This window comes from Bradyrhizobium sp. SK17 (assembly GCF_002831585.1).
In the GTDB taxonomy this organism is placed as follows: Bacteria; Pseudomonadota; Alphaproteobacteria; order Rhizobiales; family Xanthobacteraceae; genus Bradyrhizobium.
Genome location: NZ_CP025113.1, coordinates 4,735,028 through 4,753,334 on the forward strand (window position 1 = coordinate 4,735,028; position 18,307 = coordinate 4,753,334).

Below are 18,307 nucleotides of genomic sequence, written 5' to 3' on the forward strand. Positions count from 1 at the left end.
TCAGGTTCCCGGCACAAACCCTTCAAAGATCATCTGATCGGCGTAGCGCGCGGCGCGTTCGCGCTGCTCCGCGGTCCGCACGGTCCAGGCCAGCAGCGGACAGCCGAACAGGTTGCGGGCGATCCAGGGGGCCGGTGCCGGGAGCTGGTTGACCCAGAAGGCAACGAAGTGCGGCTGGGTGTTGAAGCCGTGGCGCAAATACAACATGCCGTCGCGCTGCGCCGGCGACAGCTTGTCCCAGTAGCCGTCGTCATAGGTACGCTGGGCGGTAATGCCGCGTGGCAGCGCCGGCATGGTCTCGCGCAGCGCCAGCACCTGGTCGGGGTCGAACGACATCCCGACCACAGGGCCGGAATAGGAGGCGAGCACCTCGGCCATCCGCCGCACCAGCCTGCGGTCGCCGTCGAAATGGCTCTTCACCTCCACCACCAGCGGGACGCGGCCGGCGACCAGCGCGCAGAGATCGCCGAGCGTCATCATCTGCTCGGAGGTGTCCTTGAACCTGACCGCCTTCAGTTCGGCCGCCGTCTTGGTCGCCAAGAGCCCCGAACCTTCGGTGAGGCGACCAAGCGCATCGTCGTGATGCACCATGGCCTCGCCGTCGGCGGTGAGCTGGATGTCGCACTCGATGGCGAAGTTGCCGGCGACCGCGGCGTTGGCCGCGGCCGGCATGTTCTCGATGATGCCACGCGCGGCATCATGCAGGCCGCGATGGGCGACCGGCCGTTTGGTCAGCCACTCAGGGGCGCGCATCGCTCAGGCGACTTCGAACACGCCTTCGACTTCAACCGCGGCATCCGCGGGCAGTGAGGCGACGCCGACCGTGGTGCGGGCGTGGCGGCCCTTGTCACCGAAGGCTTCGACCATCAGGTCGGAGGCGCCGTTGAGGACCTTCGGACCGTCGAAGAAGTCGGGCGCCGAATTGATGAAGCCGCCGAGCCGAACCACGCGCACGACCTTGTCGAGATCGCCGAGCGCGGCCTTGATCTGGGCCAGCAGGTTGATCGCGCAGCCGCGGGCGGCGGCCGTGCCTTGCTCGACGGTGACGCCGGCGCCGAGCTTGCCCTTGGCGATCAGCTTGCCTTCCGCGTTGAAGCAGACCTGACCCGAGACGAACAGCAGGTTACCGCTGCGCACGAAGGGGACGTAGTTTGCGACCGGGGAGGTCGGCTCGGGCAAGGTGATGCCCTGTGATGCCAGCTTCTGTTCGACGGTACCCGCCATCTCTGATCCCCCAATTGAATTGCACGACGCCTGAAACGCGGTCAGGGCCAAGTTGGTTTCGAGTGTTTCGCCCATCGGGCCGCCGGTTGCAAGCGACGGCGAGGTGCGGGCTAGGCGGCCATTGCGTGCGGAATCGCACGAAAAGCTGCCGAAAAGGACGGCATTCTCGCTCCCGCATTGCCATTTTGTCAGACTTGCCCCAGTTGCGGCACAATACCACCGTCACTATTGTGGCGAATCCCTGCCTCCCCGAGGACGAATCATGACCCTGCCGTTTCGGAATCCGTCGCGTGCGCTGCTGCTGACGATCACCGTTGCCGCGGCATCCGGTCTCGTTCAAGGGTCTGCCACTGCGGCAAGCGGACCGTTCCTCGCGCACCAGGCGCTATACGATCTCAGCCTGGTGAAATCGCGCGGCACCAATTCGGTCAGCGACGCGCGCGGGCGCATCCTCTACAATTTCTCCGGCAATTCCTGCGAAGGCTACACTTCCGAATTCCGCCAGGTGTCGGAACTCGACAGCGGCGAGGGCAAGGTGACGCTGTCCGACCTGCGCTCCTCGTCCTGGGAGGACGCCGCGGGCAAGAGCTATCGCTTCAAGATCGACACGCGGATGAACGACAGTGAATCGTCACCGGTCGACGGTGTCGCCGAGCGCGTCGGCGATCATATCACCGTGAAGCTGACCCAGCCGGTGAAGAAGACGTTCAATCTCGACGGCAGCGTGGTGTTCCCGACCGAGCAGATCCAGCACATCATCGCCGCCGCCCGCGACGGCAAGTCGGTGCTGGAACAGACCGTCTATGACGGCTCCGACAATGGCGAGAAGGTCTACAACACGCTCACCGTGATCGGCCGGCCGATCACGGGCGACCGCGCGCCGTCCTCGCCCGATCCGTCGACGGCCAGCGATGCGATGAAATCGATGACGCGCTGGCCGGTCACCGTCAGCTATTTCGATCGCGACGCGCGCGCCAAGGACGGCGAACAGACGCCGGTCTATTCGATGGCGTTCGAGCTCTACGAGAACGGCGTCTCGCGCGCGCTGGTGCTGGATTACAACGATTTCGTGATCTCCGGCGCGCTGGACAAGTTCGACGTCAGGGATTCCAAGCCCTGCAAGTGAGGGGCAGGCCGTAGCCACCCGCTCGCCGTCGTCCCGGGCAAGCGAAGCGCGACCCGGGACCATAATCACAGGGTTAGATTGTTAGGCGGGCTGTGGCTCCAGCGTCGCGCAATAATCACCCTGGGTGGTTATGGGTCCCGGCCTTCGCCGGGACGACATCGGAGCGAGGCCGCGAGACCACTCTGGCCGGAACCAGCAGACGCGAGTACGCTTCCCGAAACATTCGTGTCAGGGAGGCACACCATGAGCAAGCGCGACCACCTTCGCCCCAGCGGCCTGCATCACAATCCGGCATACTCCCACGTCGTCGTCGCATCGGGCGCGCGCACGATCTACATTTCCGGACAGGTATCCACCGACGAGGAGGGCCGGGTGGTCGGCGCCGGCGATCTCGCCGCGCAGACGACGCAGGTGATGCAGAACCTCGGCCTCGCGCTGAAGGCGGCCGGAGCCAGCTATTCCAACATCGTCAAGATCACGACCTTCGTGGTCGGCTACAAGCCTGAGCTTCGCCCGATCATCGGCAAGGCGCGCTCGGCGTTCTTCGAGGGCATGGAGCCGCCGGCCTCGACGCTCGTCGGCGTCACCGCGCTCGCGGCGCCGGAATGGCTGATCGAGATCGAGGCGATTGCCGTCGCGGATTGAGCGCAGTGCTTCCCCGTCATTGCGAGGAGCGAAGCGACGAAGCAATCCATCGTTCCGCATATGCTGAAGCATGGATTGCTTCGCTTCGCTCCCAATGACGGGACTGGCGGGAGCTCGAGCCGCGCCTGGAGCCTTTCCCGTTCCGATGGAATCGGAACGAGGCTCTAGGTTCTTGTGTTGACGCGTTTTCTTTACGCGAACCGGTATCCACTTCGCTCAAAAACGCTCTAGTCTTCCGCCGGCTTGGCCGGCCCGTCATAGGCGATGCCCCTGATGACGGCGGCATTGCCGAACTTCTTGCGCAGATTGTCGATCGCGCGTTCGGCGTGTGCCGAGCGGCGGTCGAGCATGTCGGAATCATTGGCCTGCGCGCCCGGGCGCAGTGCGCTGACGCCGGCGCCCATCAGGCGGAAGGCGGTGCCGTCGATCTCCTTGATCAGCATCTCACGCGTCACCGCAAAAATCTTCGCGGCCAATTGGGTCGGCGTCTGGATCGATTGCGAACGGGTGCGCTGGCGGAAGTCCGCGGTCTTCAGCTTCAACGTGATGGTGCAGCCGGAGAGGTCGCTGCTCTTCAGCCGCGCCGAGGTCTTCTCCGACAGCTTCCAGAGCAGCTTCTCCAGCGTCGCAAAATCGCGGATGTCGGTCTCGAACGTGGTCTCGCTCGAGATCGTCTTGGCGCCGCGATCGGGGACGACGCTGCGGTCGTCGATGCCGCGCGCCAGCCGCCACAGCCTGCGGCCTTCGCTGGCGAACTGTTTCATCAATTCGTTCTCGTCGGCGCGCTGCAAATCGGCGATGACGCGGAAGCCGCGCTGCACCAGCTTCTCCTGGGTCGCGGGGCCGACGCCGTAGATGAAGCCGACCGGCTTGGCTGCCAGCATCTCGCGCGCCTCCTCCTGGTCGAGCGCGGCAAAGCCCCTCGGCTTGTCGAGATCGGAGGCGATCTTGGCAAGGAACTTGTTGCAGGACAGCCCGACCGACACCGTGATGCCGATGTCGCGCTCGACGTCGCGGGCGAATTTGGCGAGCACCTTGGCCGGGATCATGCCGTGGACGCGCTGCGTGCCAGCGAGATCGAGGAACGCCTCGTCGATCGACAACGGCTCGACCAGCGGGGTCAGCGCCTGCATCGCCTGGCGCACCTCACGCCCGACCCGGACATATTTCGCCATGTCGGGCGGGATCACGGTTGCGTCCGGACAGAGTTCCAGCGCCTTGAACATCGGCATCGCCGAGCGGACGCCGTAGGTGCGCGCGATGTAGCAGGCAGCCGACACCACGCCACGCTTGCCGCCGCCGATGATGACGGGGCGGTCGGCGATCTCAGGATTGTCGCGCTTCTCGACGGTGGCGTAGAACGCGTCGCAGTCGATATGCGCGAGCGAAAGCGCGGGCAGGGCGCGGTGCCGCACCAGCCGCGGCGAACCGCAATGGCTGCATCGCTTGACCTTGATATCGAGATCGCCGAGGCAGTCTCGGCAGAAACTGAGCGGGCCGTCCGAAGCTGCCGCTGCCGTGGTCACGGCACGTCGCGCTCCCATTTCGGGTCGCCCAGCGCCTGATGGGCGGCGGCGATGTTGGTCGGGTGCAGCTCGGAGGCCTGCGCGAACGCCTTCACGGTGGCGTCGTCGCGCATCACGAAATCGAGCACGCTCGCGAGAAATTGAGGATTGGATGCGGCATTGCGTAGCGTCTCCGGACCGATTCCGGTCTCGGCCAGGAACAGGCCCAGCCGCTCGGGATCGCCGGCAATGAAGCCGAGCGCCTGAATCGCAACGATTTCAGCAACTTCGCGTGGGTTGTGAACAGGCTTTTTCAACGCGCCGGTTTGCCTTTCCGTTAACTTATGGTCTCTATTGAGAGGCCCATCATGCCCGAGTCTTCCGCCTGGGTTCAAGCAACGGAAACCACGCTGCGGAAGTTGGACTTCGGGTTAACGGGTTAGAGCGATTCTGGCGCTAGTTTGAATTCACATTTTCGACGCGCCCCGAGCGCGGTACGTGAGGTGCCGCAGCCGGGCCCGTCTCCTGGGTTTGGGAGGGACGGGATGGCCAAAACCGTCCTGATCGTGGAGGACAATGAGCTCAATATGAAGCTCTTTCGCGATCTGTTGGAAGCGCACGGCTATCAGACTTCGGGCACCAGCAATGGCTTCGAAGCGCTCGACCTCGTCCGCAAGCTGCGTCCCGATCTCATCCTGATGGATATTCAACTGCCTCAGGTCTCCGGCCTCGAGGTCACGCGCTGGATCAAGGATGATCCCGATCTGCGCACGATTCCGGTGGTCGCAGTCACCGCCTTCGCCATGAAGGGCGACGAAGAACGCATCCGCGAGGGCGGCTGCGAAGCCTATTTGTCCAAGCCGATCTCGGTCGGCAAGTTCATTGAGACTGTCCGACGCTTTATCGGATAGGGGAGTTGGGTTGCGATGTCCGCGCGTATCCTCGTCGTCGATGACGTTCCGGCGAACGTCAAGCTGTTGGAAGCCCGTCTGTCGGCCGAATATTTCGATGTGCTGACGGCGTCCAACGGGACCGAGGCGCTTGAGATCTGCGCGCGTGCCGAGTGCGACATCATCCTGCTCGACGTCATGATGCCGGATCTCGATGGATTCGAGGTCTGCCGCCGCCTGAAGTCGAACCCAGCGACCCATTTCATTCCCGTCGTCATCGTCACCGCGCTCGACAGCCCGGCCGATCGCGTGCGCGGCCTGGAGGCTGGCGCCGACGATTTCCTGACCAAGCCGGTGTCCGACGTCGTGCTGATCGCGCGCGTGCGCTCGCTGACGCGGCTGAAGATGATGACCGATGAGCTGCGGATGCGCGCCATCACCTCGCTCGAGATCGGCATGCAGGCGCCCGAGCGCAGCGCGATCGCTGATCGTGGCACCGGCGGCCGCATCCTGCTGGTCGACGACCGGCCGTCATCCTATGAGAAGCTGGCGCCGATCCTCGCCGCCGAGCACACCGTCGACGTCGAGGTCAATCCGTCGGAGGCCTTGTTCCACGCCGCCGAGGGCAATTACGATCTCCTGATCGTCTCGCTCAGCCTCGATAATTTCGACGGCCTGCGCCTGTGCAGCCAGGCCCGCTCGCTGGAGCGCACCCGCCAGGTCCCGATCCTGGCCATCTCGGATGCCGACAACAATGCGCGGCTGATGCGCGGGCTCGAGATCGGCGTCAATGATTACCTGCTGCGTCCGGTCGACAAGAACGAATTGCTGGCGCGGGCGCGCACCCAGATCCGCCGCCGCCGCTATACCGATCATCTGCGCGACAACGTGCAGAACTCGATCGAGATGGCGATCACCGATGCGCTGACCGGCCTGCATAACCGGCGCTACATGGAGAGCCATCTCGGCACGCTGGCGGAACAGGCTTCGATCCGCGGCAAGCCGCTGGCGCTGATGATCCTCGACATCGACTACTTCAAGGCGATCAACGACACCTACGGCCACGACGCCGGCGACGACGTGCTGCGCGAATTCGCCGTCCGCATCCGCAAGTCGATCCGCGGCATCGATCTCGCCTGCCGCTATGGCGGCGAGGAGTTCGTGATCGTGATGCCCGAGACCGATCTGCATGTCGCCGGCATGGTCGCCGAGCGGCTGCGCCGCTCGATCGCGGGCGAGCCCTTTGCGGTCGAGAAGGGCGGCAAGCGGATCACGGTGACGATCTCGATCGGGCTCGCCACGCTCGAGCGCAAGGGCGAGCAGGTTGCCGACGTGCTCAAGCGCGCCGACAATGCGCTCTATCGCGCCAAGCACGACGGCCGTAACCGCGTGGTGTCGGCGGCGGCATAGCTGCATTTCGTAGCCCTGAAGCCAACGGGCTACGAAGTCGCTCTCGCGCGAAGCGCTGTCCTGCCTTCCGAGATCTTCGCGCCAATCGTCTGCGCCGCCTGTTGCAGGCGCGACAGATAGCGGCGGGCGAAAGCGGCTTCGCTCATCGCCGAGGACCGCCATACGATGTTGACGCAGCCGAGCAGGCGTCCCGTGCTGAGGATCGGCACCGCGATGCCGATGTCGCCCTGGCCGATCGGTGCGGGGACGCCGGTTGTTGCCCGGCAGCCATAGCCCTTGCGCCGCGTGTGCTCGAGCACCGCGTCGATGCTCTGGCGGGGCGCACTCCGGTTCGCCACCTGGCAGGCCGCGGCGATGGCCTGCTGCCGTTCGGCATCTCCGCAATAAGCGAGCCAGGCACGGCCGAGACCCGATCCAAGCAGCGAGACGCGCAGGCCCACCGGGACCGGCGCGATCGCGAGCGGTGTCAGGGTTCGGTTGCTCTCGATGATCTCCATCGTGCCTTCGCGATAGACACCGACGTCTGAGGGCCACGCGATGTCCCGGCACAGATCGTGCAGCACGGACGTGCTGCAATCGAGCAACTGCTCCTTTGCCTCCGAAGCCGCAGATATTCGTCCCCGCGAGGTGCGCCGCCAGCAGCCATCGGCGAGCCGCTGGCTGACATAGCCGCGGCGTTCGAGCGTCGACAACAACCGCAGCAGCGTCGGCTTCGGCAGCGTCGTGATCCGGTGCAATTCGTGCAGTGCCATCCCGTCGCGCGTTTCCAGCGTTTCCAGAACATCGAGGCCGCGTGACAGGGCCCTGACCGTGTCGTGCTCCATCTGTCCGTTCTTCCGTTGCTGCCGCGACATATCTCTATCCCCGCACGTTCCACTGTCCGGAACGCTGGTTCAAGAGCAATTGAAGGCCGCCGCAGGGCCTCCTAGGCTCGCCGCCGGACAATGTGGGAGGTCTCGATGCCAAAGATGACCCGTCGGCGGTTGATCAACTCGGCGGTTGCAACATCCGTCACGCTGGCTCTCGGGCAGGGGGCATTGGCGCGGACGCCGGCGAAGCAGCCGAACATCATCTTCATCCTCGCCGACGATCTCGGCTATGCGGACCTCTCCTGCTACGGTCCGTCAGAGATGCACACGCCGAACATCGATCGGATCGCTGCCGGCGGTCTGCGCTTCCTGCAGGCTTATGCCAATTCGGCAGTGTGCTCGGCGACGCGCACCGCACTGATTACCGGGCGCTATCAATACCGGCTCCGTCTCGGCCTGGAGGAACCGCTCGCCGGCGCCGGAAAGACCGTTGGCCTGCCGCCGGAAATGCCGACCATTCCCTCCCTGCTGAAGAAGTTGGGCTACGGCACGACGCTGGTCGGCAAATGGCACATGGGGGAGCTGCCGAAGTTCGGCCCGTTGCAGAGCGGCTACGAGCACTTCTACGGCTTCCGCGGCGGTGCGATCGACTATTACGCACACCAGGGGCCGGACCATAAGGACGATCTGTGGGACGACGACCTGCCGATCCACAAGGTCGGCTATGCGACCGAGCTGTTCGGCGATCGCGCGGTCAGCGTCATCGAAGGTTATGCCAAGGCCAGGCAGCCGTTCTTTCTCAGCCTGCATTTCAACGCACCGCACTGGCCGTGGGAGGCGCCCGGCGATCAGGCGGAGTCGGAGCGGCTCGCGGCGAAATCACTGTTCGATTTCGACGGTGGCTCGCTGCAAACCTATCGCCGCATGGTCGGGGCGATGGATGCGCAGGTCGGCCGCATCCTGCGCACCCTCGAGGCCAGGGGGATCGCCGACGATACAATCGTGGTCTTCACCAGCGACAATGGCGGTGAGCGGTTCTCGAACACCTGGCCGTTCACCGGCCACAAGACGGAGCTGCTGGAAGGCGGCCTGCGCATTCCCGCCGTCATCCGCTGGCCTGCCAAAATCACCGCGCGCCGTACGCATGACCAGGTGATGGCCAGCATGGATTGGCTGCCGACGCTGCTGGCGGCGGCGGGCGGGGCGCCGGATCCGGCCTATCCGTCCGACGGCATGAACCTGCTGCCGGTGCTGACCGGCAATCCGGCGCCGGTGCCGCGCAAGCTGTTCTGGCGCTACAAGGCCAATGCGCAGCGTGCGGCCCGCGACGGCGACTGGAAGATACTCAAGATGCTCGACCAGACCTTCCTGTTCAATGTGGTGGCCGATCCGCTGGAGCGCGCCAATCTCAGGGATCGTCACCGCGATATCTACGACCGCATGGTCGCGGAATGGACCGAGTGGAACAAGGACATGCTGCCGGAAGTGCGCGAGAGCTTCACCGATAGTTTCGACAGCAGCCAGCTCGCGGATCATTTCGGCGCGCAGAAGGCCAGCGGCCAGCCGGACCTCGACGAAGCCTTTCCACAGCGACCCGACAAGTGATGGCGCGGGCTAGCGCCCGCGCTTCACTGCGTCATAGGCCATCCGCTTGAACTCGAACGAGAACGGATGCACGAACGCCATCTGGCGCTGCGCCATCATCACGCCGGCAATGCCGGTCTTCGGCGAGATCCACCATTGCGTGCCGGCGACGCCGCCCCAGTAGAATTCACCGGCCGCATCGGGATGATCGATCGGTGACGGATTGAGGATCAGGCCGCCGGCAAGCGCGTGTGCCTTGCCGGGCTGTTCGCCCATCAGCGCGAAGCGGATCCATCGCCCTTCGGGCAATTGGTTGGACATCATCATTGCAATGGTGTCCGGCTTCAGCAGCGTAGGTCCGCCCGGCAGCAGGCTGCGGATCAGCGCCACCATGTCGGGCAGCGTCGAGACCAGGCCACCGCCGCCGCTGAGCCTTGCGACCGGGCGCAGATAGGCTCCGGGGAACGGCGCATTGTCGGTGCGGGTGAGGCCCGGTTTCATCGGCTCCATGAGATCAGCACCGGCATAGTACGCGACGAGGCGACCCTGATCCTGTTGCGGAACGACGAAGCCGGTATCGACCATGCCGAGCGGATCGAGGATGCGGGCCTTGATGAACTTGTCGAAGCTCTGGCCGCTGACGACTTCCACCAGGCGTGAGGTCACGTCGGTCGCGAGCGAGTACTCCCACGACGTCCCCGGCTGATAGATCAGCGGCAGATCGGCGAGCACGTCCACCATCTCGGCCAGCGTCGTATTGGGGTTGTGCACGCCGCGCTCGTTCAGCGCCTTGAAGATGAAGGTGCCGGGATCAAAGAAGCCGTAGCTCAAGCCGGCAGTGTGACTGAGCAACTGGCGGATCGTGATCGAACTCTGCGCCGGCTCGGTATCGTCGATCGACGTCGCGCCCGGGCGCAGCACCTTGCGGTTTCCGAGCTGCGGGATGAAGGTCTCGATCGGATCGTCGAGCCGGATATGGCCGTCCTCGAGCAGCAGCAGCGCGGCGCAGGAGGTGATCAGCTTGGTGTTGGAGAACACCCGGAAGATGTGGTCGGTGCGCAGCGGGATCTGCGCCTCCTTGTCGGCCCATCCGACGCAGGACACGTCGACCAAGTCGCGACCGACCATGACCGCCGAGGAGATGCCGGAGAGGAGATTGTTGTCGATATAACGCTGCATGGCCGCGCGCGCCGGCGCGAAATCGTAGCCGGTGGCGGTCACCTTCAGATCTTCCATGGTCGTTCCCCTGTTGCGCCGTGCTGCTCGCGCGGTCGTCGGCAATGTCGCGTGACGGAATATTCCGGTCGGCCATCTCGCGTGCGTGGCGCTACCAACCAAACGGAACCTGTTTGCGCAACCGGATTTATCCGCCGCGCTTGTTGTCCGCCGGCGCGGCGTTTGCGACCTTGACCCCGGCATTCGCCAGCAGCACGCGGGCGGCTTCCTTGGCTGCGCGCGCCATCGCCGGATCGTCGCGCACCAGGTCCTGTGCGATCGAGCCGTCGACCAGCAGCGTGAGCTGGGTCGCAAGTCCCTCGGCATCGGCGACGCCGAGCTGGCGCAGCAGATCGCGAAACCAGATCCGCCGGCTTTCCTTGAAGGCGATGGCGATGTTGCGAACGCTGCGGTCCTCGTCCTCGGGGCCGAGTTCGGCCACCGCGTTTACGAACGGGCAGCCGCGAAAGTCCTTGGACGAGAAGCGGCGTTCCAGCGAATCGAAGGTCGCGAGGATCTGCTCGGCCGGCGGCTTGTCGGAAGGCGGAGGTCGCACGAAGCGACGTTGCAGATAGGCTTCGATCAGCGCATCCTTCGACGGAAAGTGATTGTAGAGCGTGCGCTTGCTGATGCCGATCTCGGCCGCAATGGTATCGACGCCGATCGCGCGAATGCCCTGCAGGTAGAACAGTTTGTCGGCGGTCTCGAGGATCCGCTCTTTCATGGTCTGTTTGGGAGGCGGGGAAGCCATGCGCCGGCCGTGATCCTCTTCGCTTGACAGGACTACCCCGGTATAGACTAATTACACAGGTCTGTGTAACCAAAACATGGCTGAATCGCAGGCCGTGGCGTTCGTGCCGCGCCGATCCGGGAGAACAAAAACAATGCCCCTGCTACAGGTCCTGCGTCCCACGCTTCCGATTCTGATCGGCGCCTCCATCATGCTCACGCTGAGCATGGGCCTGCGGCAGAGCCTCGGCATCTTCATGCAGCCGCTGACACACGACATCGGCATCTCGGTGTCCCATTTCACGCTGGCTCTGGCGGTGCAGAACCTCGCCTGGGGTTTCCTCCAGCCGTTGGCCGGCGCGATGACCGTGCGCTACGGCTTTCGTCCGATCATGGTGGTCGGCGCGTTGGCTTATATCGCGGGCCTCGTGCTGATGACGATGGCGCATGGCCTCTTCAGCATCATGATTGGCGCCGGCGTGTTGATCGGCATTTCGCTCGCCTGCACCGCGAATGCGATCGCAATGTCGGTCGCCGCACGCGCGGTGCCGGAGATGGTGCGCTCGACCGTGCTTGGCATGGTTTCCGCCGCGGGCTCGCTCGGCGCCCTGTTGTCGGCGCCGATCGGCCAGATGCTCAATGAAGGTTTTGGCTGGCGCGTCGGGCTCGCCGGCTTTGTGATTCTCTCGATCGGCATGATTCCGGCCGCGTTGTATGCCGGCCGCGTCGACAGGATCCCGCTGCCGAAGCCCGCGGGCGACGACATCGGCAACGCCACGGCGGCGACCGCGGCGAAGACCGCGTTCGGCAATGCGTCCTTCGTGGTGATGACCTGCGCCTACATGGTCTGCGGCATGCAACTCGTCTTCCTCACCACGCATCTGCCGTCGTATCTGGCGATTTGCGGCCTCGATCCGATGTTGAGCGCGCAGACGCTCGGCATGATCGGCGGGTTCAACGTGCTGGGCTCGCTGTTCTTCGGTTGGGCCGGCCAGCGCTGGAACAAGCTGGCGCTGCTGGGCGCGATCTACATCCTGCGCTCGCTGGCGCTCGCCTGGTACTTCATGCTGCCGGCAACGCCGGGCTCGACGCTGTTGTTCGGCGCCATCATGGGCTTCCTCTGGATGGGCGTCGGGCCGTTGGTCGCGGGCGCGGTCGCGGAGATGTTCGGGCTGCGCTGGCAGGCGATGATCCAGGGCCTTGCCTTCATGAGCCATCAGATCGGCAGCTTCCTCGGTGCTTATGGAGGAGGGGTGATCTACGACTCGCTCGGCTCCTACACCATGGCCTGGCGCATCGGCGTCGCGCTCGGGCTGGCCGGCGGCATCATCCAACTGGCGTTCGCGCTGATCCGGCCCTCGCAGCCGCCATTGCTCAAGGCGGCCTAGCGTCCGTTCCCGGTCAAGCGGCGACTGCCCCGTACCCAGGGCAGTCGCCGCGTCTTGCCTAGTTTTCCATCGATCGCTTGCTACGAGAACGTGCAACAGGGCGCGAAGCCGTTCCGTGCGCGGATTGAAGGGCTCGCGCTTTCAAGGCGTTACGCTGTAAGCGCCGGTGGCATGAATCTTGATTGAATATGGCTAGAAATCGTGCCGGAAACCGTCGCTGAGGTTCCGGCCTGGGGACCCATGGGAAGGGCTGGCCGCGATGAGGCTAGTCGCCGTCATTCTCCAGCGATCCGCGCACCACGGCCTTCGCCGCGCCGCCGAGCAGGAAGCTGTTGTGCCGACCGTCCGGTGTGGCGCCGCTGCGGCTTTGCGATCGCGCCACCCAATCGAATCTCCTCGAACACAATTCCAATCACTGCGCCGCAGACGGCCGTTCGGCATTCGCGCCGCGGCATTCCGAACACCAGCATTTCTTGTGACGGGAGGAAGATGATGGAGTCTGGGACAAATACACAGCAGAAGCTCATGAGGATCCTGGTAGCCCTGCTGGGAGTTGCGTTTCTTTGCCTGCTGTTCAGCGACGTCGCGCTGGCCGAGGACGCTGGGCCGCCGGCCTGCGGCGGCAAGATCCTCGAGAAGTGCACGCCGAACTCCGGCGACACGGCGTGGATGCTGACCTCGGTTGCGCTCGTCCTGATGATGACGGTCCCCGGTCTCGGCCTGTTCTATGGCGGCATGGTTCGCAAGAAGAATGTCGGCGATACCGTGATGACCAGCTTCGCCGTCACCTGCCTGGTCACGATCCTGTTTGCGGTCCTCACCTACAGCCTGGCGTTCCGTGCCGGCACGCCGTTTATCGGCGGTCTCGATCGCATGTTCCTGAAGGACATTCTGAGCGACATCGGCAAGGGGGGAATCGGCAATCCCAATCCGCTCGCCGCCACCATCCCTGAGTCTGTCTACATCTGCTTCCAGATGACATTCGCCATCATCACGCCGGCGTTGATTGCGGGCGCGTTTGCCGAGCGGATGAAATTCTCGGCCATGCTCTGGTTCATCGGCCTTTGGGCCATCTTGGTCTACGCGCCGATCGCGCACTGGGTCTGGGGACCCGACGGGATCTTCTCGGCGGGCAACGACGCCGCCTATGTCAAAGTTCTCGATTTCGCCGGCGGCACCGTGGTGCACATCAATGCCGGCGTGGCCGGACTGATGTGCGCGATCATGCTTGGCAAGCGCGTCGAGACGGGACCGGCGCACAATATGGTGCTGACCTTCATCGGCGCCTCGCTGCTGTGGGTCGGCTGGTTCGGCTTCAACGCCGGCTCCGCCGTCACGGCCGGAATGCAGGCTGGCATGGCCATGCTGGTGACCCAGATCGCCACGGCGGTGGCGGGCTTCACCTGGATGCTGGTGGAATGGGCATTGAAGGGCAAGCCCACTGTCGTCGGCATCTGCTCGGGTGCGGTCGCGGGCCTTGTCGCGATCACGCCGGCCTCCGGTTTCGTCGGGCCGGTCGGCGCTTTCGCAATCGGCATCGCCGCCGGCGTCTGCTGCTACTGGGGATGCACCGGGCTGAAGCGGATGTTCAGTTACGATGACGCGCTGGACTGCTTTGGCGTCCATGCGCTCGGAGGCATCGTCGGGGCGCTGCTGACCGGCGTGTTCGCGGTCGAGCAGTATGGTGGAACAGCCGGCGTTCTGGAGGGAAATACCGGGCAGTTCCTCAATCAGTGTATCGGCGTCGCGACGGTTTTCGTGTATGATGCCGTGGTGAGCTTGATCATCCTGTATGTGATCAATCTCTTCGTTGGCCTCCGCGTGACGAAGGACATCGAACGCGAAGGTCTCGACCTCGCGCTGCATGGCGAGGTCGTGCAGTAGGAACGGGGCAGTCTTCGGTGGATCGGCAGTCGCTGCCGGCCCACCGGCCAAACCTGTTCGAGGTGCCCTATGAACTGGTTTTACTGGAACACGGCGTGGTCGCTGTTCTTCAGCCTGGTCTGGTTCATGACCATCACACACAATCCGGATGCCGACATCGCCGATGCGCATCTGCCGGATGAGGCATTCAAGGGCTAGCTTCGGTAGTAGCGCCACATCCGGAGGAATGTCCGATGGATCTCCTCGGGCGTTCGATCGAACGGCTCCAGATTGACGCGCACCACGCCGCGATGGTCCATGCGCCACGGCAAGCGCATCAGCAGCCGATAGGCCGGCCGCTTGCGCCAATCGGCCACCAGCGCGCTGCCGAGTGGCCCATCGAGTGTGATCTGCAATTCGTGGACGGTCATCGCGCGCTCGGCGATCTCGACGAGATCGATCCGCGTGATCGCGCGCCAGCGGATCAGCCCGAAGGCCTGGATGAAGATGCCATACTGGTTGGCCCCGATGGTCGGACGCCCGGCCTCCAGCAGCGGGATGTTGTAGTAAGTGAAGCCGGCGGCGGCGGCCGCGAGCGCCAGCCAGTAGATCGCGCCCGTGATCCACGTCGCGGTCAGGAACACCGCGGCGAGGGCGGCCGTCACGTAGACCGGAAAGTAGATGTCCTCGCGGCCGTAGGCGACCGAGTAACCGCCAACGTTGCCTTCGTCCAGGGCTGCAACCATGCGGACCCTTCGCCCGGGCGCTGTCCGGGACGCTTCAGGGGATGACGCCTGGCTACAAAGCAAAAACGGGGCCCAAAGGGCCCCGCTTGAAGGTCGGAAGCAGGCGATCTTACTTGATCTTGGCTTCCTTGAACTCGACATGCTTGCGCGCGACCGGGTCGTACTTCTTCTTGACCAGCTTGTCGGTCATGGTGCGCGAATTCTTCTTGGCGACGTAATAGAAGCCGGTGTCGGCCGTCGACACGAGCTTGACCTTGATGGTGACCGCTTTGGCCATGTGCAAATCCTCGAAAATGAAGGGGTATCGGGAGCCGGCCAAATCGGCCCGCGTTTGGCCCGGAAACTAGCCACAAACCGCTCAAAGTCAAGGATTTCCGGGCCGAAATCGTCCCGATTCCGGCCAATTAGCCCTGGAAGAACTGGTTTTTCGGGCGCGGCAGGCCGAGATTTTCGCGCAATGTCCGCCCCTCATACTCGTTGCGGAAGATTCCCCGCTTTTGCAGTTCCGGCACCACCCGGTCGACGAACTCGAACAGGCCCTGCGGCAGGTAGGGGAACATGATGTTGAAACCGTCGCTGCCGCGGCCGGTCAACCATTCCTCCATCTGGTCGGCGATGGTCTGCGGTGTGCCGACGAACGCGAGCCCGCCATAGCCGCCGACACGCTGCGCGAGCTGACGCACGGTGAGCTTGTCGCGCGCCGCGACCTCGACCAGGCGCTGCCGGCCGCTCTTGCTGGCATTGGTCTCGGGGATCGGTGGCAATTGGCCGTCGGGATCGAAGCCGGATGCATCGGTGCCGAGGATCACCGAGAGCGAGGCGATCGCGCTGTCGTAATGCACGCGGCTGTCGAGCAGTGCGCGCTTCTCCTTGGCTTCCTCGACGCTGTCGCCGACCACCACGAAGGCGCCGGGCAGGATCTTCAGATGCTCGGGATCGCGGCCGATCTTCTCCATGCGGCCCTTGATGTCGGCATAGAGCTTCTGTCCGTCGGCAAGGCTGCCGCCGCCGGTGAACACGGCCTCCGCAGTCTCGGCCGCAAGCTGCCTGCCATCGTCGGAAGCGCCGGCCTGCACGATCACGGGCCAGCCCTGGACGGGGCGGGCGATGTTCAGCGGGCCGCGCACCGAGAGATATTTGCCCTTGTGGTTGAGCACATGCATCTTGTCGGGATCGACGAACAGGCCGGACTCGACATCGCGCACGAACGCGTCATCGGCGAACGAGTCCCAGAGGCCGGTGACCACGTCGTAGAATTCGCGGGCGCGCTTGTAGCGTTCGGCATGCTCCATGTGATCGTCGAGGCCGAAATTCAGCGCCGCGTCCGGATTGGACGTGGTGACGATATTCCACCCCGCGCGGCCGCCCGAGATGTGGTCGAGCGAGGCGAAGCGGCGGGCGACGTGGTAGGGTTCGTCGAAGGTGGTCGAGCCGGTTGCGACCAGGCCGATATTCTCTGTCACAGCCGCCAGTGCCGAGAGCAGCGTGAACGGCTCGAACGAGGTCACGGTGTGGCTGCGCTTCAGCGCATTGATCGGCATGTTGAGCACGGCCAGATGGTCGGCCATGAAGAAGGCGTCGAACTTGCCGGCCTCGAGCTTCCGGATCAGCGTCTTGATGTGGTCGAAGTTGAAATTGGCGTCGGGCCAGGCCCCGGGATAGCGCCAGGCGCCGGTGTGGATGCTGATCGGCCGCATGAACGCGCCGAGCTTGAGTTGACGCTTCGCCATTGCCCCGTTCCGTCCTTGATGTCGTTAGCGGAACAGATAGGGAGGCGGCATCCGGCGCGCCATCCGGAAGATTATTTTGTTTTTGGGCACTTCCTCAATGCCGTCATTCCGGGGCGGCGCGAAGCGACGAGCCCGGAATCCATTCCTCCACCATTCATGCGGCTTGATGGATCCCGGGCTCGCGCCAAGAGGCGCGCCCCGGAATGACGGGCCTCATGCTACGCCCCCAGCACGTCCTTTTGCATCTTGCCGCCATAGAAATGGAAGAACGGCACCGGCGCGTCATGGCGGAGCGGGCCGGTGGCAAGACGGCGGTCGAGCTCGGCGAGCACGTTCTTGGTCATGGCATGCGCGTCGGCGAGCGGCTCGGAGCCGATCTCGACCCAGACGAGCTCGACCAGTTCGGCATCGGCATGCACCACGCCTTCGACGCGATGCGCGATGGTCGAGGCATCGGCGGTGAAAAAGCGGGTGTCGAAGCGGCGGACGCGGCCAGGCGGGGTGATCGCGCGTGCGATCAGGAACAGGCCAGACGGATCGGGCAGCAGGCCCGCGTCGGCGAACGGCGCCCACGGACCGTCGAGCTTGGTCTTCTTCTCGACCTTGCGGCCGAGGCAGAGCCCGGTCTCTTCACAGGCTTCGCGGATCGCGGCATTGGCGAGCGCGCGCGCGCGGCCGGACGTGATCTTCGGGCTGCCCTTCAACAGATTGGCTTCGAGCTCCGGCGTGATCGGCGCTGCGACCGGCACGCGGTTGTCGGCCTTGTCGACGCGGCCGCCGGGGAAGACGAATTTGCCCGGCATGAACACCACCTTGTCGTGACGCTTGCCGACCAGCACCTTCGGCTTGGCGCCGGAACGGTCGATCAGGATCAGCGTCGCGGCGTCCTTCGGCCGGAAATACGCATGATGATCGGCTTCCTTATCGCCCTGGTGGACGACGGCGGCGGGGGCGGCGGCTTCAGTCATTTCATCCCTTTCATTTCTTCTTGGCGTCCGGTTTAGCTAGACCGGCGGGATGTCGCTAGGGGGATTCTCGTCAAAGCCATGCATGCGCAGGGCCCATTGCAATCCGATCACGGCTCCCTTCACCGGCTGCAACAGCGCCAGCGATGCGAACAGCGTGAACGGCAGGTAGATCGCAAGTTGCAGCCACACCGGTGGCGAATAGTTGGTTTCGATCCACAGCGCGGTCGGTACCACGATATGACCGACGATGACGATGACGAGATAGGCGGGCAGATCGTCGGCGCGATGTGGCGAAAAATCGAGGTCGCAGACCGGGCAATGTCCGTCGCATTTGAGAAACTTGCGGAACAATCTGCCTTTTCCGCAGCGCGGACAACGGCCGCGGAAACCGCGCTTCATCGCACTCCACACGTCGCGCTTCTCGGGGTCGACGGCGTCGCGAGTCCAGACCACTGTCGGGGGTGTCACGTCCACG

At 64.4% G+C, this 18,307-nt stretch carries 20 protein-coding genes; 8 read left to right on the forward strand and 12 right to left on the reverse strand.

Going from position 1 to position 18,307, the window contains the following annotated elements; translation table 11 throughout:
• Together CWS35_RS21630 and CWS35_RS21635 are read right to left on the reverse strand one after the other, a co-directional pair.
• Window positions 1–753, reverse strand: coding sequence for a glycerophosphodiester phosphodiesterase family protein (locus CWS35_RS21630; protein WP_100953634.1), 753 nt, complete (start codon window positions 751–753; stop codon window positions 1–3).
• A 3-nt stretch (window positions 754–756) separates the two neighbouring features.
• On the reverse strand, window positions 757–1,224 hold the full coding sequence (locus tag CWS35_RS21635) for a RidA family protein (RefSeq protein ID WP_100953636.1): 468 nt from the start codon (window positions 1,222–1,224) through the stop codon (window positions 757–759).
• A gap of 262 nt (window positions 1,225–1,486) precedes the next feature.
• Between CWS35_RS21635 and CWS35_RS21640 the strand changes: the two genes are divergently transcribed.
• Window positions 1,487–2,350 (forward strand): cell envelope integrity EipB family protein, encoded by an 864-nt coding sequence (locus CWS35_RS21640; RefSeq protein ID WP_100953638.1) that lies wholly within the window; start codon window positions 1,487–1,489, stop codon window positions 2,348–2,350.
• Between the two features lie 243 nt (window positions 2,351–2,593).
• On the forward strand, window positions 2,594–2,995 hold the full coding sequence (locus CWS35_RS21645; RefSeq protein ID WP_100953640.1) for a RidA family protein: 402 nt from the start codon (window positions 2,594–2,596) through the stop codon (window positions 2,993–2,995).
• 227 nt (window positions 2,996–3,222) lie between these two features.
• Here the strand turns inward: CWS35_RS21645 and CWS35_RS21650 are convergent, their stop codons facing one another.
• Window positions 3,223–4,539 carry a DNA polymerase IV gene (locus CWS35_RS21650; protein ID WP_100953643.1) on the reverse strand — a complete coding sequence of 439 codons (1,317 nt, stop codon included), beginning with the start codon at window positions 4,537–4,539 and terminating at the stop codon, window positions 3,223–3,225.
• Entirely contained in the window at window positions 4,518–4,817 is a 300-nt protein-coding gene (locus tag CWS35_RS21655; RefSeq protein WP_024581355.1) for a DUF3572 domain-containing protein, read from the reverse strand. The genes CWS35_RS21650 and CWS35_RS21655 overlap by 22 nt, the downstream gene beginning before the upstream one ends.
• A gap of 228 nt (window positions 4,818–5,045) precedes the next feature.
• Between CWS35_RS21655 and CWS35_RS21660 the strand changes: the two genes are divergently transcribed.
• On the forward strand, window positions 5,046–5,411 hold the full coding sequence (locus tag CWS35_RS21660; protein WP_016845968.1) for a response regulator: 366 nt from the start codon (window positions 5,046–5,048) through the stop codon (window positions 5,409–5,411).
• A gap of 15 nt (window positions 5,412–5,426) precedes the next feature.
• Window positions 5,427–6,800 carry a PleD family two-component system response regulator gene (locus CWS35_RS21665; RefSeq protein ID WP_024581356.1) on the forward strand — a complete coding sequence of 458 codons (1,374 nt, stop codon included), beginning with the start codon at window positions 5,427–5,429 and terminating at the stop codon, window positions 6,798–6,800.
• Between the two features lie 29 nt (window positions 6,801–6,829).
• Here the strand turns inward: CWS35_RS21665 and CWS35_RS21670 are convergent, their stop codons facing one another.
• The gene (locus tag CWS35_RS21670; protein ID WP_100953645.1) at window positions 6,830–7,654 is read right to left on the reverse strand and encodes a helix-turn-helix domain-containing protein; all 825 of its coding nucleotides are present in this window, start codon (window positions 7,652–7,654) and stop codon (window positions 6,830–6,832) included.
• A 105-nt stretch (window positions 7,655–7,759) separates the two neighbouring features.
• Between CWS35_RS21670 and CWS35_RS21675 the strand changes: the two genes are divergently transcribed.
• Window positions 7,760–9,214 carry a sulfatase gene (locus CWS35_RS21675; RefSeq protein ID WP_210202717.1) on the forward strand — a complete coding sequence of 485 codons (1,455 nt, stop codon included), beginning with the start codon at window positions 7,760–7,762 and terminating at the stop codon, window positions 9,212–9,214.
• Between the two features lie 9 nt (window positions 9,215–9,223).
• Here the strand turns inward: CWS35_RS21675 and CWS35_RS21680 are convergent, their stop codons facing one another.
• Together CWS35_RS21680 and CWS35_RS21685 are read right to left on the reverse strand one after the other, a co-directional pair.
• The gene (locus tag CWS35_RS21680) at window positions 9,224–10,429 is read right to left on the reverse strand and encodes a serine hydrolase (protein WP_245438615.1); all 1,206 of its coding nucleotides are present in this window, start codon (window positions 10,427–10,429) and stop codon (window positions 9,224–9,226) included.
• A gap of 127 nt (window positions 10,430–10,556) precedes the next feature.
• Entirely contained in the window at window positions 10,557–11,159 is a 603-nt protein-coding gene (locus CWS35_RS21685) for a TetR/AcrR family transcriptional regulator (protein WP_100953647.1), read from the reverse strand.
• 133 nt (window positions 11,160–11,292) lie between these two features.
• Here CWS35_RS21685 and CWS35_RS21690 point away from each other — a divergent pair, with 133 nt between their 5' ends.
• From CWS35_RS21690 to CWS35_RS40425, 3 genes are all read left to right on the forward strand, one after another.
• The gene (locus tag CWS35_RS21690; RefSeq protein ID WP_024581361.1) at window positions 11,293–12,525 is read left to right on the forward strand and encodes an MFS transporter; all 1,233 of its coding nucleotides are present in this window, start codon (window positions 11,293–11,295) and stop codon (window positions 12,523–12,525) included.
• Between the two features lie 489 nt (window positions 12,526–13,014).
• On the forward strand, window positions 13,015–14,409 hold the full coding sequence (locus CWS35_RS21695; RefSeq protein WP_210202718.1) for an ammonium transporter: 1,395 nt from the start codon (window positions 13,015–13,017) through the stop codon (window positions 14,407–14,409).
• A 69-nt stretch (window positions 14,410–14,478) separates the two neighbouring features.
• On the forward strand, window positions 14,479–14,607 hold the full coding sequence (locus CWS35_RS40425; protein WP_256372063.1) for a hypothetical protein: 129 nt from the start codon (window positions 14,479–14,481) through the stop codon (window positions 14,605–14,607).
• Here CWS35_RS40425 and CWS35_RS21700 read toward each other — a convergent pair.
• The 5 genes from CWS35_RS21700 to CWS35_RS21720 form a co-directional block, all read right to left on the reverse strand.
• Window positions 14,604–15,134 (reverse strand): hypothetical protein, encoded by a 531-nt coding sequence (locus tag CWS35_RS21700; protein ID WP_100953651.1) that lies wholly within the window; start codon window positions 15,132–15,134, stop codon window positions 14,604–14,606. The two genes, CWS35_RS40425 and CWS35_RS21700, sit on opposite strands and share 4 nt — an antisense overlap.
• A 109-nt stretch (window positions 15,135–15,243) precedes the next feature.
• The gene (gene rpmG / locus CWS35_RS21705) at window positions 15,244–15,411 is read right to left on the reverse strand and encodes a 50S ribosomal protein L33 (RefSeq protein WP_018271988.1); all 168 of its coding nucleotides are present in this window, start codon (window positions 15,409–15,411) and stop codon (window positions 15,244–15,246) included.
• A 127-nt stretch (window positions 15,412–15,538) separates the two neighbouring features.
• Complete coding sequence (locus tag CWS35_RS21710) at window positions 15,539–16,864, reverse strand: LLM class flavin-dependent oxidoreductase (RefSeq protein WP_100953653.1); 1,326 nt, start codon at window positions 16,862–16,864, stop codon at window positions 15,539–15,541.
• A gap of 218 nt (window positions 16,865–17,082) precedes the next feature.
• Window positions 17,083–17,832, reverse strand: a complete 750-nt coding sequence (locus CWS35_RS21715) for an NUDIX domain-containing protein (protein WP_024581365.1) — start codon at window positions 17,830–17,832, stop codon at window positions 17,083–17,085.
• A 36-nt stretch (window positions 17,833–17,868) separates the two neighbouring features.
• Window positions 17,869–18,306, reverse strand: coding sequence for a DUF983 domain-containing protein (locus CWS35_RS21720; protein ID WP_100953655.1), 438 nt, complete (start codon window positions 18,304–18,306; stop codon window positions 17,869–17,871).
• Window position 18,307 lies beyond the last annotated feature (1 nt).

Excerpts from the sequence above, each read along its gene's own strand:
- CWS35_RS21690 (WP_024581361.1), top strand. The coding sequence starts at position 11,293 with ATGCCCCTGCTACAGGTCCTGCGTCCCACGCTTCCGATTCTGATCGGC.
- CWS35_RS21665 (WP_024581356.1), top strand. The coding sequence starts at position 5,427 with ATGTCCGCGCGTATCCTCGTCGTCGATGACGTTCCGGCGAACGTCAAG.
- CWS35_RS21680 (WP_245438615.1), bottom strand. The coding sequence starts at position 10,429 with ATGGAAGATCTGAAGGTGACCGCCACCGGCTACGATTTCGCGCCGGCG.
- CWS35_RS40425 (WP_256372063.1), top strand. The coding sequence starts at position 14,479 with ATGAACTGGTTTTACTGGAACACGGCGTGGTCGCTGTTCTTCAGCCTG.
- CWS35_RS21630 (WP_100953634.1), bottom strand. The coding sequence starts at position 753 with ATGCGCGCCCCTGAGTGGCTGACCAAACGGCCGGTCGCCCATCGCGGC.
- CWS35_RS21645 (WP_100953640.1), top strand. The coding sequence starts at position 2,594 with ATGAGCAAGCGCGACCACCTTCGCCCCAGCGGCCTGCATCACAATCCG.
- CWS35_RS21640 (WP_100953638.1), top strand. The coding sequence starts at position 1,487 with ATGACCCTGCCGTTTCGGAATCCGTCGCGTGCGCTGCTGCTGACGATC.
- CWS35_RS21700 (WP_100953651.1), bottom strand. The coding sequence starts at position 15,134 with ATGGTTGCAGCCCTGGACGAAGGCAACGTTGGCGGTTACTCGGTCGCC.
- rpmG (WP_018271988.1), bottom strand. The coding sequence starts at position 15,411 with ATGGCCAAAGCGGTCACCATCAAGGTCAAGCTCGTGTCGACGGCCGAC.
- CWS35_RS21685 (WP_100953647.1), bottom strand. The coding sequence starts at position 11,159 with ATGGCTTCCCCGCCTCCCAAACAGACCATGAAAGAGCGGATCCTCGAG.
- CWS35_RS21660 (WP_016845968.1), top strand. The coding sequence starts at position 5,046 with ATGGCCAAAACCGTCCTGATCGTGGAGGACAATGAGCTCAATATGAAG.
- CWS35_RS21675 (WP_210202717.1), top strand. The coding sequence starts at position 7,760 with ATGCCAAAGATGACCCGTCGGCGGTTGATCAACTCGGCGGTTGCAACA.
- CWS35_RS21715 (WP_024581365.1), bottom strand. The coding sequence starts at position 17,832 with ATGACTGAAGCCGCCGCCCCCGCCGCCGTCGTCCACCAGGGCGATAAG.
- CWS35_RS21695 (WP_210202718.1), top strand. The coding sequence starts at position 13,015 with ATGATGGAGTCTGGGACAAATACACAGCAGAAGCTCATGAGGATCCTG.
- CWS35_RS21635 (WP_100953636.1), bottom strand. The coding sequence starts at position 1,224 with ATGGCGGGTACCGTCGAACAGAAGCTGGCATCACAGGGCATCACCTTG.
- CWS35_RS21670 (WP_100953645.1), bottom strand. The coding sequence starts at position 7,654 with ATGTCGCGGCAGCAACGGAAGAACGGACAGATGGAGCACGACACGGTC.
- CWS35_RS21710 (WP_100953653.1), bottom strand. The coding sequence starts at position 16,864 with ATGGCGAAGCGTCAACTCAAGCTCGGCGCGTTCATGCGGCCGATCAGC.
- CWS35_RS21650 (WP_100953643.1), bottom strand. The coding sequence starts at position 4,539 with ATGGGAGCGCGACGTGCCGTGACCACGGCAGCGGCAGCTTCGGACGGC.